The sequence below is a fragment of the Sorangium sp. So ce363 genome (assembly GCF_051520435.1).
In the GTDB taxonomy this organism is placed as follows: Bacteria; Myxococcota_A; Polyangia; order Polyangiales; family Polyangiaceae; genus Sorangium; species Sorangium cellulosum_B.
Window position 1 is genome coordinate 5,367,523 of record NZ_CP150333.1, and the last position, 17,654, is coordinate 5,385,176.

The 17,654-nt window shown below is 72.5% G+C and carries 10 protein-coding genes; 5 read left to right on the forward strand and 5 right to left on the reverse strand.

Features of this window, described 5'->3' with window-relative positions:
• Positions 1–6: 6 nt before the first annotated feature.
• On the reverse strand, positions 7–2,181 hold the full coding sequence (locus tag WMF12_RS20450; RefSeq protein ID WP_437538533.1) for a RelA/SpoT family protein: 2,175 nt from the start codon (positions 2,179–2,181) through the stop codon (positions 7–9).
• A gap of 250 nt (positions 2,182–2,431) precedes the next feature.
• Between WMF12_RS20450 and hemW the strand changes: the two genes are divergently transcribed.
• Together hemW and WMF12_RS20460 are read left to right on the forward strand one after the other, a co-directional pair.
• On the forward strand, positions 2,432–3,676 hold the full coding sequence (gene hemW / locus WMF12_RS20455) for a radical SAM family heme chaperone HemW (RefSeq protein ID WP_437873202.1): 1,245 nt from the start codon (positions 2,432–2,434) through the stop codon (positions 3,674–3,676).
• 72 nt (positions 3,677–3,748) lie between these two features.
• Positions 3,749–4,690 (forward strand): pyridoxal-phosphate dependent enzyme, encoded by a 942-nt coding sequence (locus WMF12_RS20460; RefSeq protein ID WP_437873203.1) that lies wholly within the window; start codon positions 3,749–3,751, stop codon positions 4,688–4,690.
• Between the two features lie 130 nt (positions 4,691–4,820).
• Here the strand turns inward: WMF12_RS20460 and WMF12_RS20465 are convergent, their stop codons facing one another.
• Together WMF12_RS20465 and WMF12_RS20470 are read right to left on the reverse strand one after the other, a co-directional pair.
• Entirely contained in the window at positions 4,821–5,591 is a 771-nt protein-coding gene (locus tag WMF12_RS20465) for a carbon-nitrogen hydrolase family protein (RefSeq protein WP_437873204.1), read from the reverse strand.
• Between the two features lie 103 nt (positions 5,592–5,694).
• Positions 5,695–6,141: a response regulator gene (locus tag WMF12_RS20470; protein WP_012236479.1), complete on the reverse strand. Its 447-nt coding sequence runs from the start codon at positions 6,139–6,141 to the stop codon at positions 5,695–5,697.
• Positions 6,142–6,401: 260 nt separating this feature from the next.
• Here WMF12_RS20470 and WMF12_RS20475 point away from each other — a divergent pair, with 260 nt between their 5' ends.
• A complete protein-coding gene (locus tag WMF12_RS20475) occupies positions 6,402–10,829 on the forward strand; it encodes a protein kinase domain-containing protein (protein ID WP_437873205.1) in 4,428 nt (1,475 codons plus the stop codon).
• A gap of 111 nt (positions 10,830–10,940) precedes the next feature.
• On the opposite strand, the gene WMF12_RS20480 is transcribed toward WMF12_RS20475, so the two are convergent.
• Complete coding sequence (locus WMF12_RS20480; protein ID WP_437873206.1) at positions 10,941–12,314, reverse strand: hypothetical protein; 1,374 nt, start codon at positions 12,312–12,314, stop codon at positions 10,941–10,943.
• Between the two features lie 187 nt (positions 12,315–12,501).
• On the reverse strand, positions 12,502–15,249 hold the full coding sequence (locus WMF12_RS20485) for a transglycosylase SLT domain-containing protein (protein ID WP_437873207.1): 2,748 nt from the start codon (positions 15,247–15,249) through the stop codon (positions 12,502–12,504).
• 253 nt (positions 15,250–15,502) lie between these two features.
• On the opposite strand from WMF12_RS20485, the gene WMF12_RS20490 reads away from it, so the two are divergent.
• Both WMF12_RS20490 and WMF12_RS20495 read left to right on the forward strand, forming a co-directional pair.
• Positions 15,503–15,985: a MarR family winged helix-turn-helix transcriptional regulator gene (locus tag WMF12_RS20490; RefSeq protein WP_437554343.1), complete on the forward strand. Its 483-nt coding sequence runs from the start codon at positions 15,503–15,505 to the stop codon at positions 15,983–15,985.
• Positions 15,986–16,341: 356 nt separating this feature from the next.
• Positions 16,342–17,487 carry a hypothetical protein gene (locus WMF12_RS20495; protein WP_437873208.1) on the forward strand — a complete coding sequence of 382 codons (1,146 nt, stop codon included), beginning with the start codon at positions 16,342–16,344 and terminating at the stop codon, positions 17,485–17,487.
• The last annotated feature ends 167 nt before the right edge of the window (positions 17,488–17,654 follow it).

The window sequence follows — 17,654 nt, forward strand, 5'->3', positions numbered from 1 at the left end:
CGCCGCTCAGGTCCGCTCGACGGCCATCACGCCGGGGATCCGCTGCAGCCGCCGGATCACGCTCTTCAGCTGCGCGAGGTCGGAGCACAGGAACGTGAACGTGTTCATCGCCCGACCGTCGTCGCCCGCGCGACAGGTCGCCTCGCTGATGTTGATGCCCTGCTCGTGGAACGTGTGGCCGACCGTCGCGAGGATGCCCGGCCGGTTCGCCGTCATCACCTTGATCTGCACGGGGCGGTTAATCTTCGCGCGCGAGTCCCAGGAGATCTCCACGCGGCGCTCCGGGTCCGTGTCGAACGCCTTGGCGCAGTTGCGGCGGTGGACGGTGATGCCGCGGCCGCGCGTGATGAAGCCGACGATCTCGTCGCCTGGGAGCGGGTTACAGCACTTCGTGTAGCGGACGAGGACGTCGTCGATGCCGTTCAGCCGGATGCCGTGGCTGTCGCGCCCGGTGACCTTGCGGACGAGCGACTCGATGCGCCCCTCCTTGATCGACTCGGGCGGCGGGGTCGGCGTGCCCTTCTCGTTCTCCTTGGGCGTGGGCGCGAGAAACTCGCACACCGCGCGGACGCTCACCTTGCCATACCCGACCGAGATGAAGAGCTCGTCGGCCGAGGTGACCCCGAAGCGCTCCATGACCTTGCGCAGCTCGCCCTCGTGCTTCGTGAGGCGACTCAGGCTCATGCTGCGCTGGTGCATCTCCTTCTCGAGGAGCTCACGACCGAGCTTGAGCGACTTCTCCCTTTGCTCCGTGCGCAGGAAGTTGCGGATCTTCGAGCGCGCGCGGCTGGTCGAGACGTAATCGAGCCAGTCCTTCGAAGGGTGCTGGCTCGGGTTGGTCATCACCTCGACCACGTCGCCGTTCCGGAGCTTCGATCGGAGCGGGACGATGGCGCCGTTGACCCGTGCCCCCGAGCAGTGCTCGCCGACCTGCGTGTGGATCGCGTACGCGAAGTCGATGGGCGTCGAGCCGCGGGGGAAGACGCGCACGTCGCCCTTCGGCGTGAAGACGTACACTTCGTCCTGGAACAGGTCGACCTTGACGCTCTCCAGGAACTCGGCCGGATCCTTGAGCTCCTTCTGGAACTCCATCAGCTGGCGGAGCCAGCCGAACCGCGCGGCGTCCTTCGGGTCGATGCCGCCGGAGTTGTTCTCCTTGTACTTCCAGTGCGCCGCGATGCCCTGCTCCGCGACGCGGTGCATCTCGTGGGTGCGGATCTGGATCTCGATCCGCTCGCGCCCGGGTCCGATGACCGTCGTGTGCAGCGACTGGTACATGTTCGGCTTGGGCAGCGCGACGTAGTCCTTGAAGCGGCCGGGGACCGGGGTCCACTGCGAGTGGATCACGCCGAGCGTCGCGTAGCAGTCAGCCACCGACTCGACGAGGACCCGGAACGCGATGACGTCATAGACCTGATCGAAATCGCACTGCTGCGCCTGCATCTTGCGCCAGATCGAGTAGAGGTGCTTCGCTCGGCCGGTGACGTCGACCGCGAAGCCCTGCTCCGCGAGCTTGCCCGCGAGCACCTTCGAGACCTCGTGGATGTACTTGTCCCGCTCCTTCGCGGTCGTCTTGACCTTCTGCGAAAGGTCCGACCAGGCTTCCGGCTCGATGTACCTGAACGACAGGTCCTCGAGCTCGCTCTTGAAGCGCGCGATGCCGAGGCGGTTCGCGAGCGGCGCGTAGATCTCCATCGTCTCCCGGGCGATCCGGTCCTGCGCCTCGGGCTTCATGAACTCGAGCGTCCGCATGTTGTCGAGGCGGTCGCACAGCTTCACGAGGAGCACGCGGATGTCCCGCGCCATCGCCACCAGCATCTTGCGGAAGTTCTCGGCTTGCCGATCTTCCTTGGAAGCGAAGTTGATCTTCGAGAGCTTCGTCACGCCGTCGACGAGGAACGCCACCTCCTGGCCGAAGCTGTTCTCGATGTCGGTGGTCGTCGCGAGCGTGTCCTCGACGACATCGTGCAAGAGACCGGCGCAGACGCTCGCCGTGTCCAGCTTGAGCTCGGTGATGATCGCGGCGACGCTCGCCGGGTGGGAAAAGTAAGGGTCGCCGCTCTTGCGGGTCTGCCCCTTGTGAGCATCAGAGCTGTAGGCGTAGGCCCGGGCGATGAGATCGACGTCTGCAGCCGGCTGATAGGTCCGGACGCGATCGACAAGCTCCGTCAACGTCAGCATGAAGAGTTCGGTGGGCGCAATGCGCCCCCTCCCTTTCGCACGCTAACACCGCGATCTAGACCCCGCAATTGTGTCACCATGCGCGACGCGCGCGCGCAGAGTAAGGTGCCCAGGCGCGTTGCCCGGCGCAGGGCACGCGCGCTCCGCCGCGCGTCCTCGTCGCCATCCACGTCGTCCTCGTCCTCATCTCGGTTCATCTCGGAGTTTCCGCTTCGCCCGCTTGCGTCGGGTCGAATGTTGTCGCGGATTCATGAAAACCATGGAGCCGATCACCGTCTACGTCCACTTCCCCTGGTGCCTCAAGAAGTGTCCCTACTGCGACTTCGTGTCTTTCGCGAAGGCGCGGGAGGCGATCGACCACCGCGGCTATGCCGACGCCGTGCTGGCCGAGCTCCGGAAGCGGGAGGATGTGCTGGGCGAGCGCGAGCTCCGGAGCATCTTCTTCGGCGGCGGGACGCCGTCCCTGTGGGAGCCGGACGAGATGGGCAGGGTGCTGTCGGCCATCACCGCGGCCGCCGGCCGGCTCTCGCCGGACCTCGAGGTGACCGTGGAGTGCAACCCCACCTCGCTCGATGAGCAGCGGGCCCGAGCGTTCCGAGCGATCGGAGTGAACCGGCTCAGCATCGGAGTTCAGGGCCTCGACGTCGATCGCCTCCGGTTCCTCGGGCGCCTGCACGACCCAGACGGCGGGCTCGGCGCGCTCTCGGCGGCGCTCCGGTCCGGGATGCCGCGCGTGAGCGGCGATCTCATCTACGGTGTCGCGGTCGGAACGGTCGAGGCGGCGCGGGAGCAACGCCCCGAGCACGCCGCCGCCGAGGCGCGCGCCGTGGCCTCGACGGGGGTGACCCATATCTCGGCGTACAGCCTGACGGTCGAGCCCGGCACCTCGTTCGGAGAGCTCGCGCGGCGCGGTCGCCTGCCGCTCGCCGGAGACGATGGCGTTGCGGACACGTTCTTCGCCATCGACGAGGCCCTCGAGGCCGAGGGGCTCGCCCATTACGAGGTGTCGAACTACGCGAGGCCGGGTCACGAGGCGCGCCACAACCTGGGTTACTGGCAAGGCATCGACTACGTCGGTCTCGGGTGCGCCGCCTACGGGACGGTGTCTCGCCCGGACCCGCGCTGGGGCCTTCGCTCGGCCGGCGCGGAGGGGCATGGAGAAGCGTTCGCGGTCCGGTACCGGAACATCGTGAGTCCAGAACGGTACATGGCTGCGATGGCCGAGGGCGGCGAGGCGATCGCCGTGGAGAGCGAGGAGCGGCTCGACCCGGAGACGCGGCTGTCCGAGCGGATCATGCTCGGGCTGCGGCTGCGCGAGGGGCTCGATCTCGAGGCCGCCGCGGCGGCGCTCGGGGTGCCGGCGTGGCCGCCCTCGCGGAGGCGGGCCGCGGAGCGGCTCGAGCGCGCCGGCCGCCTGGAGGTGGCCGGCGGGCGGGTCCGCGTCCCGCGAGCAGCCTGGGTCTTCGCCGACGGCATCGCGGCCGACCTGTTCTGAAGCAGCGCCGCGAGGGCGTCACGTGGGCTCGCGGTGGACGCCGGGCCGGGACCGCGCTCCGATGAGCGTCCCATGAGCCGTTTGCCTACCGTCGAGGACATCCGCGGCGCCGCCGTGCGCATCGCGCCCCACGCCCACGTGACGCCCGTCATGACCAGCCGCACGATCGACGGCATCGCGGGGGCGCGCGTCTTCTTCAAGTGCGAGAACCTGCAGCGGGTCGGGGCGTTCAAATTCCGCGGCGCGTGCAACGCGGTCCTGTCCCTCTCGGACGAGGAGGCGCGGCGCGGCGTCGCGACCCACTCCTCGGGCAACCACGCCGCCGCGCTCGCGCTCGCGGCCCGAATCCGCGGCGTCGCCGCGTACATCGTCATGCCCGAGAACGCGCCCGCGGTGAAGCGCGCCGCCGTGGAGGGCTACGGCGCCCGGGTCGTGAGCTGCGCCCCCACGCTCCGGTCGCGCGAGGAGACGATCGCCCGCGTGATCTCCGAGACGGGCGCGATCTTCGTCCATCCTTACAACGACCCGCGCATCATCGCCGGCCAGGGCACGGCCGCGCTGGAGCTCGCGGCCCAGGTGGACGATCTCGACGCCGTGGTCGCGCCCGTGGGCGGCGGCGGGCTGCTCTCCGGGACCGCCATCGCCACCGGCTCGCTGTCGCGCGCGCGCACGATCGGCGCCGAGCCTGAGGCCGCGGACGACGCGGCGCGATCGATGCGCGAGGGGAGGATCATCCCCTCGAACGACCCGGTCACGATCGCCGACGGCCTCCGCACTTCGCTCGGCGAGCTCACCTTCGCGGTCCTGCGCGAGCGCGGGGTCGAGATCGTCACCGTGAGCGAAGAGGACATCGTCAAGGCGATGCGCGTCGTCTGGGAGCGGATGAAGCTCGTCATCGAGCCGAGCGCGGCCGTCCCGGTGGCGGCGGTCCTGCGGCGCTTGGTCCAAGGGGCGCGGATCGGCGTCATCGTGAGCGGAGGCAACGTCGATTTGACCCGGCTCCCGTTCACCTGAGCGCGATCGCGGGAGCCACGCCGGCTCCCAGCTTCGCCGCGCCCGCGCGGGGAAGCTCGACCTTCACCTGAGCGCGCTCAGGCGTTCGAGCCTACGCGCGAGGGCGCGCTGGCGCTCCCCGCGCCCACGCTCACGTGCCGCGCCGCTCTCGCGCGAAGCGCAAGGCGGCGCGTACAGCGCTCGGCCCTGGGCCGGGCGGCGCCGCTGCGACCGACCGCCCTTGCGCGTCGAGGATGCGCGAGCCGCCCTGGCCGTCGAGCGCAGGGCGGGAGGGCCCCCAGTTGGCGTTCACGATCGAGATGCGATGGCGCCGGGCGAGCACGGGCAGGAGATCGGCGCGCATGTCCCCTTCCCCGGGCGAGTCGACCCACGCCGTAGGAAAGAGCAGCAGATCGGCCTCATCGAGCGCGTCGCCCGCGTCTTCGGAGACGAAGTGAACATCGAAGCAGATCGCGACGGTGAGCTTGACGCCGCGCAGCTCGAGGACCGGCGTCCCGAGATCCCCCGGCGCCGCCCAGCGCTCCGGGAACCACGGATGACGCTTGCGGTAATGGCCCACGCGCCGTCCGTCGGCGTCGAAGACGAGCAAGCTGTTGTAAAAGCGGCCCCCGCTCGCCTCGACGAGGGGGCCGGCCAGCGCGATCCCATGCCTTCGCGCGAACTCGGCGAGCCGCTCCGCCGACTCCCCGTCGATCGGCTCCGCGAAGCGGCGCAGATCGCTGTCGCCCCGCGGCGAGACATAGCCCGTGAGGATGAGCTCGGACAGCAGCACCAGGTCTGCCCCCGCAAGCGCTGGCGAGCCGAGGAGACCGTCGATCTCGGCAAGCGCGCCCCCTCGGTCGCCGAAGCGCTGCGGCAGCTCGAGCGCGACCACGTCGAGGGAGCGATCGCTCAAGGACACCACCGGACGCCCCGGCACCGCGAGCACGCTCCCGCGCCGCCCGCCGGCGATCCGGTCGCATCGCCCCGGACAGCGCACGGCGAAGCCACGGGGCGCCTTCGGCTCAGCGGTGGTTCCGCGCGACCTGGAGCTGGTGGAGGCTCACCGCCAGGTCGACCTGGCGGCGAAGATCCGAGGCGATCCAGGGCTTCGTGATGATCCGGAAGGCCGCGCTCTCCCGGGAGATCTTCTGGATCTGCTCGACGTCGGTCGGGGCGCAGACCAGCACCGGGACGTAGCTCAGCCCCTGCCGGCGCAGCTCGCGCAGCAGCGCGAGCCCGCTGAAATGAGGCATCCGGTAGTCGGCGACGACCACGGCGGGCGGCTCCTTCACCGCGGCCGCCAGCGCGCGGCGAGGGTCTCCGAAGGTGCGGACCTGGTAGCCGGAGCGGAGCGCCCGATCCATGAGGTCCAGGTTGAGCTCCTCATCGTCGACGGCGTAGAGGAGGGCTCCTTGGCCCCGACCACTCGAAGGTGGCGGCATGCTGCCGGAGTGCGGGGCATTGCCCATCAAGCGCGAGGGTATCAGACCTCGTTCTCCTGCACCACGCGCTCAAGCCGAGGCGATCTGGTTGCCTGCATCACGCCCAGCGAAGGACAGCCAGGCACGCGACACAGCGGGAAGGCCGGCAGAGGTGGGCGCCGCTTCGCCCCGGCGCCCTGTCTCGCGTCGCTTCAGCGGGCCTCGCGATGCGCCGCGAGCGATCAACCTGGACCGGCAGCGGCGTTCACGATCCACTCCGGCGGCGTTCGGCGGTAAGAGATCAGGGGATGCCCGCTCGCGATGGATTGCTCGAGGTCGGCGCGCTCGTGGACGGCCGGTATCAGGTGCTCGGCCACCTCGGGAGCGGCGGCCATAGCGTCGTCTACGATGCGCGCCAGATCGTGACCACCCAGCGCGTGGCGCTCAAGCTGCTTCGGCCCGAGGTGCTGCGGCGCTCGCGCGAGTCGAGCTCCCAGGAAGCGCGCTTCGAGCGGGAGATGCAGGTCATCGCCCAGCTGAGCCACCCGAACATCGTTCGCCTGCTCGACGCCGGGCGCCTGCCCGAAGGCGAGCTCTACCTGGCGCTCGAGTACGTCGACGGCGAGACGCTGACCGCGCGCTGCCAGCGCACGAGGGGGGTCGAGCCGAACGAGGCGAAGCGGCTGATGCTGCAGGTGCTCGACGCCATCGGCTTCGCCCACGAGCGCGGCGTCGTGCACCGCGACCTCAAGCCGCACAACATCATGGTCGCCGGGTCGGGCAAGCGGACGCACGCCAAGGTGCTCGATTTCGGCATCGCCGCGCTCATCGGCGAGGCCCGCTCCGCCGACTACCGCGCGCTCACCCCCACCGGGGAGTTCAACGGGACCCCGGCCTACATGGCCCCGGAGCAGCTCGTGCAGTCCACCCCGACCACAGCGGCGGACATCTATGCATGGGGGCTCACCTTTCTCGAGTGCCTGATCGGCGCGCCCGTGATGCACGAGGCGACGATCGCCGAGGTCATCTTCCGCCAGCTGAGCCCCGAGCCGGTGCCGATCCCCCGCGCCCTCCGCGGCCACCCCCTCGGCGTGCTGCTCGAGCAAGCGACCGCCAAGTCGCCGGCGCACCGCTTCCGGTCCGCCCGCGACGCCTACGAGCTGCTGGAGGAGTGCGACGTGTCGGGGATCCCGTGGCCGCTTCCGCCCGATCCTGGACACTCCGCCTCGCTGAAGGAGCGCGGCGGCGCCCTGGAGCAGCGGGCGATCGCGACGCGACCGGCGCGGCAGGTCGAGGCCGAGCAGGAGACCCAGCTCGTGCCGTCCGAGCAACCCGAGCCGCCGCCGGGCACGGTGCGCAAATCCCCCGAGCAGCAGCGGCAGGACGAGCGGCTCGGCGCCGCGCCGACGCTCGCGATCCCAGGCCGCAATGTCGCGCCCGCCGCGGCGCCGGCGAGGCCGATCCGCAACGCGTCGATCCACCTCGGCGCCTCGGGGAGCCCGCAGACGGCGCCGGCGACGAACTTCACGTCCCGCCCCAGCGTCGCGCCCGGGACGCGGCCGATGTCCACCACCGGCCGCGGCGAGCGCCGCCAGCTCACCGTGCTGGTCTGCGGGCTCGCCGGCGCCGAGCGCATCGCGGACACGGTCGACAGCGAGGCGTTCCACGAGCTCGTCCAGATGTATCAGGCGGTGTGCGCCCAGGTGATCGGGGCGCAAGAGGGGGTCTTCCTCCGCTCCCCAGGCGAGGAGACGATCGCGTATTTCGGCCACCCCGTCGCGAGGGAGGACGACGCCCTCCGCGCCGTGCAGGCGGCGCTCGATCTGGTCGAGCACATGTCCCGCCTGAACGCGCGCGAGCTCGTGTCCATGCCGCTGTCCGTGCAGGTCGGCGTGCACACCGGGATGGTCGTCGTGGCGGACAGCGACGCCGCGCCATCGCTCGCAGGCCCGACCTTGAACGCCGCGACGCAGCTGAAGGCCCACGCGGAGCCGGGCACGGTGCTCGTGAGCCGCGCGACGCTGAAGCTCGTCGAGGGCTATTACCACGTGGACGCGCTCGGCGAGATCAGCCCGAAGGAGGCGCGCCAGCCGATCGAGGTCTTCGCGGTGCACGGGCGCACGACCGCGCGGGACCGGCTGGACGCGAGGATGCAGCACGGGCTCACGCCGCTCGTCGGGAGAGACAGCGAGCTCGACGAGATCGCGGCCCGGTGGACGCGGGCCGCGGGGGGCGCGGGCCAGGTCGTGCTGATGACGGGCGAGGCGGGGATCGGCAAGTCGCGGAGCGTGCGCGCGTTCCGCGATCGGCTGGCCGGGACGCCCCACCTGTGGCTCGAGGCGCGCTGCTCGCCGCAGCTCCAGAACAGCGCCTTCTATCCGGTGATCGAGCTGCTCAACGCGCTGCTCGCGGGCGATCGCGAGCGCGCGAGCACGCTGAGCGGCGCCGCACCGCCGACGGAGCGCGGCGCAGGGCTCGAGCCGCGCGAAGACCGGCTCGCGCGGCTGGAGAAGCTGCTCGCCGAGGCGGAGGCGGGGCCGCTCGCCGTGCCGCTGCTCGCCGCGCTGCTGTCGATCCCGACGGAGGGACGTCACCCCGTGCCGGCGCTCACCCCGCAGCGCCAGCGGCAGGAGACCATCTCCTCGCTCCTGCAGCTCTTCCTCGGGCTCGCCGATCGGCAGCCGCTCGTGCTCACGGCCGAGGACCTGCACTGGGCCGACCCGTCGACCCTGGAGCTGCTCGGCCGGCTCATCGACGAGGGGCGGCCGTCTCCGCTGCTGCTGCTCCTGACCGCGCGCCCGACGTTCGCGCCGCCGTGGCCGGTGCGTTCGCACTTCACCCAGATCTACCTCGCCCCGCTCAGCGCCGAGCGAATGCGGGCGCTCGTCCAGCAGCTGGCCGGCAAATACGCGACGAGCGGCGCGCCGGGCATGAAGGCGTCGCTGCCAGACGAGATGATCCGGACGCTCGCGGAGCGCAGCGATGGCGTCCCGCTGTTCGCCGAGGAGCTCACGCGCATGGTGGTCGAGTCAGCCGCCGCGCAAGCCGCCGCAGAGGAGTCGACCGGCGCGCCGAGCGCCGCGCGCCAGGGGGTGGGTGCGCCCGAGATCCCGACCACCCTCCAGCACTCGCTGATGTCGCGCCTCGATCGCCTGGGCCCTGCCAAGGAGGTCGCGCAGCTCGCCGCGGTGTTCGGCCGATCGTTCGGCTACGAGGCGCTCGAGCTGTGCGCGGCGGGCAGCGCGGGCGCGGAGCCGCTGCTCATGGCGTCGAGCCCCGAGCTGCTGCGCGAGGCGCTCGCGCAGCTCGTCGACGCCGAGCTGCTCTTCCAGCGGGGGCGCCCCCCGCGCTCGACGTACACGTTCAAGCACGCGCTGGTGCAGGACGCCGCCTACCAGTCGCTGCTCCGCAGCACCCGGCAGGTGTACCACGCGCGCATCGCCGCCGTCCTCGCCGAGCGCTCCACGGATACGCCGCCCGAGCTGCTCGCGCGGCATTACACCGAGGCAGCGCTGCTCGGCCCCGCGATCGCGGCGTGGCAGCGCGCGGGTGAGGCCTCGCTGTTCTCGTCCGCGCACGCCGAGGCGATCAGCCAGCTCAGCCGCGGGCTAGAGCTCCTCAAGCAGCTCCCGGAGACCAAGGAGCGGACGCGCGACGAGATCACGCTGCAGACCACGCTCGGCGTCCCGCTGATGATCACGCGCGGCTACGCCGCCCCGGAGGTCGAGGCGACGTACGCGCGCGCGCACGCGCTCTGCCGCGAGGCGGGCTCCTCGCCGCAGCTCTTCCCCGCGCTGTGGGGGCTCTGGATCTTCTTCCACGTCCGCGGCGACTACGCGCTGGCGGAGCAGCACGGCGAGCAGCTGCTCGCGCTCGCCGAGAGCACGGGCGACGCCGGCATCACGCTGGGCGCCCACCAGGCGCTCGGCGCGACGCGCTTCCTCCGAGGGCACCTCCGCGAGGCCCGCGAGCACTTCAACAAGGTGCTCGCGCTCTACGATCCCGCGCGTCACCTCCCGCTCGCCTTCCTCTTCGGCCAGGACGCCGCGGCGTTCTCCCTGTCTCACCTCGCCTGGATCGCGTTCCATCTCGGCGAGCCGGAGCGCGCCAGGGCCTCGGTCGACGAGGCGATCGCGCTGTGCGAGGAGCTGAACCAGCCCGTGAGCCGCGGCTTCGTCGAGCACTTCGCGGCCGTGCTGTGCTGCCTGCTCGGCGATCTCGCGGGCGCGGAGGCGCACGCGCACGCGCTCAGCAAGCTCTCCGAGGAGGTGGGCATGCCCCACTGGGCGGCGCTCAGCCAGATCGACCTCGGCTGGGCGACGGCGGCGCGCGCGGCCGAGGGGCCGGCCGGCGAGGCGGCGCGCGCGCGGTATGCCGAGGGCGCCGCGCGCATCCGCGGAGGCCTGGCGATGCTGACGGGCGTCGGCAGCCGCGTGTCGCTCACCTACTGGCGGTCAGCGCTCATCGAGGCGGAGCTCGGCGCGGGCAACGTCGACGAGGCGAGCGCGCTGCTCGCCGACACGCTGGCCTTCGTCGAGAAGAGCGACGAACGCTACTTCGAGCCAGAGCTCTACCGTCTCGAGGGCGAGATCGCCCTCGTGCGCGGCGCGCCGACGGCCGCGGAGGCGCGGGATCGGGCCGAGGCGGCCTTCCGGCGCGGGCGCGAGATCGCGGAGGGTCAGGGCGCGCTCGGCCTTCTGGCGCAGCTCTCCGAGCGCCGCGCGGCCCGCCCCTGAGCGGAGGGCGGCGCGCTGGAAGAGAAGGAGCAGCGCGCCTCGGCGGCGCGCGAGGCGCGTCCCGCCGCGAGGCGACCGCGGGAGACGCCGCAGGAGCTCCGGAGCGCGGCGCTAGAGCTCGCCGTGGATGGGCATCGGCACCCGCCAGGCGACGATCTCGGCGTGCTGCTCGCGGCTGAAGGGCCGCTCGAGGAGCCGCGTGCAGGACTGCCGTGAGCGGAACAGCTCGAGGATGTAGCCCATGCGCTCGGGCAGCGACGCCCAGTCCTCTGCGCCGCAGCCGTGCGTCGTCTGGTCGTGCGCGTTGTACTCGCTCAGGAGGTCGAAGAGCTCGCGATCCTCGATGGTCGCGAGCTCCGCGCAGTGGAGCGGCAACCCGGGCGGCGCGGGCAGGTCGTAGCCGAGATCGAGGAGCTCGTCCGGCAGGCGCATGGTCATCATTTCCTTCGTGGCCAGCAGACGCCAGACCGCCTGCACCTTCTCGGCCTGCTCGCGGATCACGGACCTGAGCGCGTCGGGCAGGTGCCGTCCGGGAACGCCGATCGAGTCGCGCAGGCAGCGGACGGGCGCGTTGAGCGCCCTCGCGATGTACGGCTGGAGCCGCACCTGCTCGTGCAGCCCGACGAGCGCGTTGGCGAGGAGGACCAGCTCCGCTTTCCTGTCCTTCTCCTCCGTGAGCATCGCCTCGTGGTAGCGCGCCATGGCGCTGCGGAGCAGCCCCTGTCCGCCCTCACGAGACTGCCCTGTCTGCAGCCCGTCGAGCAGCGCGGCGAGCTGCGCGTCGCCGGGCCGCGGGCACTCTCGATAGAGGTGGATCATGCGGACGAACAGGGGTCCGAGCTCCTCGAAGACCTTGAGATTGCCGAGGGCGATGTCCGAGCTCAGCTCGCGCAAGATCCGCTCTGGGATCTCCATCAGATCGAGTCCATGACCCCACCAGGGCGTGAGCAGGTTGACGCCGCTGGCGAGCGGCGAGCGCTCGGGCTCGCCCTTGCCGCGCCCCGTCGCGATGCCGGCGCGCTGCGAGATCACCTCCCGCTCGTCCTCGTCCGAGAGGATCAGCTGCCGGAGCACCGCCGGCACCTCCTCGTTGCGGATGAACCGCCCCGCGGTCTTCGAGGCCCACGTGGCGAAGGTGCACCAGTGGGCGTTGCGTCCGCCGAGCAGCTTCACGAGCTCCGCGGAGATCTCGTAGTAGCACTGGGTGATGAGCAGGTTGCGCAGCACCGGCTGCCGCTCCAGCGCGATGACCGCGGGCACGTGGTCGAGCAGCGAAGGCAGCTCGGACACCTCCGAGAACCGCACGCCGGAGTGCGTCCTCGCGGTGGTCCGCGCCGCGCGCTCCACGACGCCGCTTCGCGTCACCCGCAGCGCCTGCGCCTCCGCGGGCGACGAGAGAGAGGGCCGATAGACACCGTCCTGGAAATGGCCGGAGTGCTCGCTCGCCGGTGCCGCAGCCATCAGCGGCTTCACAGGGGTCGTCATTCTCCCGTGCTATCTCCAATCGCTACCAGCTGTCCATACCTGTCCATAAGTTCATGGTGAAAAAAGCCGGCTGGCGCGCGAGGTGCTGAACATGTGACGCCGGTTACACGCCGACCTGTTCAGGGGCGTTCGGGCACGTTTGGGCACGCTCGGCCGCGTTCGTCCGATTGAACAAGCGCCAGCGGCCTCACGGCTGCTGCGGTGGAGCGAGCGGCGGGAGCGTCGAGGGTGCCGCGGTCGCCACGGCGCTTCCGCCGCTTCCGCCGCGCGGCCAGGTCGTGACGCTCACCCGACGCTCTCGGCCGAAGGTCCGCGCGACCACGGCGCGCACATCGGCCGGCTCGACCTCCTCGAGCGCGCGGAGCAGCCTCGGCAGGCTGCCCGGGTCGAGCGCAGCGCGCAGCCGCAGATCGGTGATCGGCCGAGGAGACGCGGGCGGCGGCGCGACCGTCGCGCGCCGGGTGAGCTCTCTCTCGAGATCCAGCTTGAGCAAGGCCTTCGCGAGGGCCAGCTCCCGCCAGGTAGGCCCGGACGTCGCGAGCGACGCGAGCTCGGCGTCGAGGCGCTGCTCCAGCTCGGCGGCGCTGCGCGACGGCGCGGGCGTGAGCTCCACCGCCGCGACGCTCGCCTGCGCGCCGAGCGACAGGCGCCCCGTCACCTCCGACGCGAGCTGCCCCTCGGCCACGAGGGCCTTCGCGAGCCGCGCGACGCGCGGGCTGACGAGGATCTCCATCGCCACCCGGAGCGGCGCCTCGTCCGTGCCTCCCTCCGGCGGCGCGATCCAGCCATAGAGCAGCCGCGGCGCCGGCACCGCGTCCTCGATGACGATCCGCTCCTCGCGCGGATGCGGCCCGATGGGCCGCTCCGGCTCCTCGACGGCGCGCTGGAGCGAGCGCGCGAGCGCCTGCTCGACCGCCGCGCGGGAGACGTCGCCCGAGAGCGCGATCGTCGCCTGGGCCGCGGCGCGCTCGCGCCGGAGCGACTCGGTGAGCAGGAGATCGCTCGCCGCGCCTGCGTCGCCGCGCGCCCCTATCAAGGTGCCCTCCAGCGGGTGGCCGGCGGGGAACAGCGCGTCCCCGAGCGCCAGCCACGAGGGGCCGTACGGCGCCCGCTCGAGCGCGCGCCGCGAGGCCGCGCTGGCCTGCCGCCTGAGCTCGGCCACGCGCGCGTCGCTCGCCTCGCCGAGCAGCATCCTGAGCCGCGCGGCGACCAGGTCGATGCCGACGTCGAGATCCCGCGGAGGCACGGTGATCGCGACGCGCGCCTCGCTGGCGAGCGCGGGCCCCGTCGCGCCGGCGTCGCCCGCGGACCGCGCCGGCACGGCGACGGCAGCGCTGATCGAGACGAGCGGCGCCGCGGGATCTTCCCGGAAGTCGACCGCGATGCCGTTCGGGAGGCGGAAGCGCTGCACCTGCTCCTGGCCGAGCCCCGCGAGGAGCCCGATCTGCTTCTCGATCGCCGCCTCGCGCCCCTTGAGGGCGCGGCGCGCGCTCGGGCCTCCGACGTCGTCGAAAGGCGACACCGGGACGAGGCGCCCGCTCCGGACGCCGAGCGGGTCGTCCTCGAAGGCAGGGCGAAAGCCGACGCCGCCGCCGACCATCACGATCGGGAGCCTCGCATCGAGCGCCTCCGGGTTGCCGAGGAGCGGCATGGGCGCCGGCGCCTGGCCGGGCGGGGTGAAGAGGGGGAGCCGGTTCCGACCGAGCGACACGGGGCGGGGCGGCAGCGACGCGCTGTCCAGCGCGAGCTCGCCGATCGCGGCGCGCTGCGGCAGCCCAGCGCTCGCGCCGTCGCCCTCGTCCTCGTCGAGCTCCTCGTGGTCGAGGTAGGCGGGGAAGAGGGCCATGGCGCGCGCGACGCGATCGGCGGGCAGCGAGATCAGGTGGTCGACACGGCCGGGCGGGACACGGTCGCGCAGGAGCTCGGGGTTGTGCTCGCGCAGCACGGCCGTCGAGATGCCCGCGGCGCGCGCGATCGTGCGGAGCCGCGTCCCCGGCGGCACCGCGACCTCGCCGAGGTCGAGCGGCGGGAGAGGCGCGACGTCGGGCAGGTCCAGCCCGAAGCGCCCGCGGTTCGCCGCGACGATCGCGAAGGCGATGATCTGCGGCACGTAGTCCGCGGTCTCCTTGGGGATGGCGCCGGCCTGCGAGAGCTCAGCGAGCCCGACGGGCCCGCGGGCCTCGGGATCGCGCGCCGCCGCGACCTTCGACAGCGCGCGGAGGACGCCCTCGTGGCCGAGGTTGTACGCCGCCAGCGCGAGGTCCCAGCGGCCGAATCGCTCGTACAGGTCGCGCAGGTGCGCGGTCGCGGCGTCCGTGGCCCGCGTGATGCCCATGCGGGCGTCGATCCACTCGGACTGCTCCAGGCCGTAGGCCTCGCCTGTCCTCGGCATGAACTGCCAGAGCCCCGCCGCGCCGGCCGGCGAGACCGCGCGCGGGTCGAAGCCGCTCTCGATCGCCGCGACCCAGAGCAGATCCTCCGGGAGGCCCGCCTCGCGGAGCGAGCGCTCGATGATCTCGCGGTACGCGCCGGCGCGCCGGAAGCGCCGCTGGAAGAGGGCGCGCCCCTCGTCGGACTGGGCGAAGAAGCGGACGAACCGCATCGTGCGGCGCGTGAGGGGCACGTCGAGGTCCGGCATCGCCAGCGTGGCCAGCACCGCCCCGTCGGGGTCCTCGAGATCGTCGTCCGCCGCGGGCTGGAACTCGTGCACGAGGAGCGCCGTGAGGGCGGGCGGCGCGTCGCCAGCGGGCGGAGGGCAGGCGTCGGCCGTCGCCGCGAGGGCGGGCGCGCGATCGAGCAGGCCGGGATCACGGAAGGCGCGGTACGCCGCCGAGAAGGACGCGCGCACCGATGGCGCCTGGCCGACGGCCGCGCCCGAGATGCAGAGCAGCGCGCCGAGCCCGGTCCACAGAGCGGCTCGCCGTGCCCAGCTCATCGACGTGGATCTTGCTCCGAAACCGCCCGCCAGCGCTACGGCAAAGCGCGGAGACAACGGCGGCGCCGTGGGTTGCTCGACATCGCCGCGCTTCCCGGTGCGTCCCGGTGCGCCCGCGGCTTCCCGCGATGTTCCGGCCCGAATTCCTCGGCGTTCTGCACCGGCGCCGCGCCCCGCGCCTGCCCGGGGCCGACGGCCCTCGCTGCGACCAGCACTAGCCGCCCGCGTCCGGGCGAGCTAGCAAGCACCGGCGATGCGCTCGTCTCCAGCCGGACCCCCTTCAGAGAAGAGCTCTCGGCTGGGCGAGGTGCTCGACTTCATGAAGCTCCTGTGGGCCGTCGATCACGGCCTGCAGTCGACGTCGAAGCGCATGGAGGCGAAGATGGGCGTGACGGGCCCGCAGCGGCTCGTCATTCGCATCGTCGGGCGCTACCCGGGGATCTCCGCCGGTCAGCTCGCCGAGATCATGCAGCTGCACCCGAGCACCCTCACGGGGGTGCTGAAGCGGCTGCAAGAGCGCGGGATCATCGAGCGCCGGGTCGACCCGAAGGACGGGCGCCGCGCGCTCCTGGGCCTCACCGCGCGCGGACGCGAGCTCGACAGCCTCCGCACCGGCACGGTGGAGGCGGCCGTGCGACAGGCGCTGAAGTCGGTGCCGCGACGCAAGCTCGACGCCGCGCAGGACGTGCTCGCGGCCGTCGCTGAGGCGCTGCAACCGCAGCAGGGCGACGAGTAGAGCCGCCGGTCGGATCCGCGCGCGCGGCGCGCGATCCAGTCAGGGCAGCGCCGATCGGAGAATGCCTGCAGGCGCGCACGGCGCTGGAGCCGCGACGCGCTGAGCGAACGGCGCTTCGCGGCCTGAAGCTCGGCGCACGCTGCGTGATCTGCGTGAAGCGCAGGGCTGGGCCGCGACCCGCAGCCCCTCCGGACATCGAACAGAGAAACGGCGGTCGTCCCGCACGGCGATCTGCGCCTCGCCGTCTCCGAGACGGAGGACGTCGCCGCGCCGGACCCGTGAATCGAGGCATTCGGTGCGATCTCCGCGCGGCGCGCGCCGCGCCGAGCGCCTCCCATCACCACGACGGGGGAACAATGAGGCACTGGGTTCTTGGCTCGATCAGCGCGGCGATCATCGCGGCGTCATGGGGCTGCGGCTCCGGAGAACGAGGCGGGCAAGCAGAGACGGGAGGCGGAGGGCACGCGGCGGGAGGCGGAGGGACCGGGAGCCATGCCGCAGCCTGCACGATCGCGGCCGAGGGCCTGAAGGTGAGCAGCGGCCGCGGGATCACGCCCTCGATCGCGTGGACGGGGGCGGGCTTCGCCATCGCGTGGCACGAGCGCGCGGCCGACGAGGGCGACATCCTCCTCACCACGGTCGACGCGGAGGGCAACAAGCTGCGGGAAGAGGTGATCGACGACGGGCCGGGCGTCTCCAGCCACCCGAGCGTTCACCGCGACGGGCAGGGCCTGCTCGTCCTCTGGCAGGATCAGGACGGCGCGGGCAGCGTCGTGCGCGGCCGCCGCGCAACGCTGGAAGGCGTCGCCGAAGGCGCGGCCTTCGATCTGGCCAGGAGCGGAGCGGCCGAGTCCTGGCCCACCGCGGCGGCGAGCCAGGACGGGACGCTCATCGCGTGGATGGATGCGGGCGGGTCGCAGCTCGGCCACCTCGACAGCGGCGCGCTGAGCAGCTCGATGCCGCTGGATCAGGCGCAATTTCCGGCCGTCGCTTCGGACGGTGAGAGGACCGCGCTGGTCTGGAGCCAGGGCGACGCGCTCGGCTTCGCCAGGCCGGGCCAGGAGAGCGCTCCGCTCGATCCGATCGCGCACCAGGGCGTCACCGCCAAGGTGCCGCGCGTCGTGCTCGGCGGAGACGACGCCTTCCTCGTCTGGGAGGACACCCGCAGCGGCGCGGAGCAGATCCGCGCGCTCCGGATCTCCGCGCAGGACGAGGTGTCGCCCGAGGCCATCGTCTCGCACGGCGAAGACAGCGCCAACTGGCCGGCGCTCGCGTGGACAGGGCACGGCCTTGCCGTCGCGTACTACCAGTTCCGCGACGGTCCCCCGGGGGTCTTCGTCACGCTGCTGAGCGGGGACCTCGAGCCCATGGGCGACGAGATCGAGGCGAGCGGCGGCGCGACCGCCCGGTACCCGGCGCTGGCCTGGACAGGCCAGGAGCTCGGTATCGCCTACACGGAGCAAGACCAGGGCATCCGGCTCTCGCGCGCCAGTTGCCCCTAGCTCCGCCCGCCCGCCCACGCGGCGCGATCCTCCGCGACCGTTCACCGCATCCCGCCCGCACGGGCGGCGCGCGGGGACGCGGCCAGGCCGCCCGCGACGGCGCGAGGTCGTCGCTCGCAGCAGCGCAGCCCGATCGCCCGCGGCGATGCGCCCGCGTCGCCTGACGC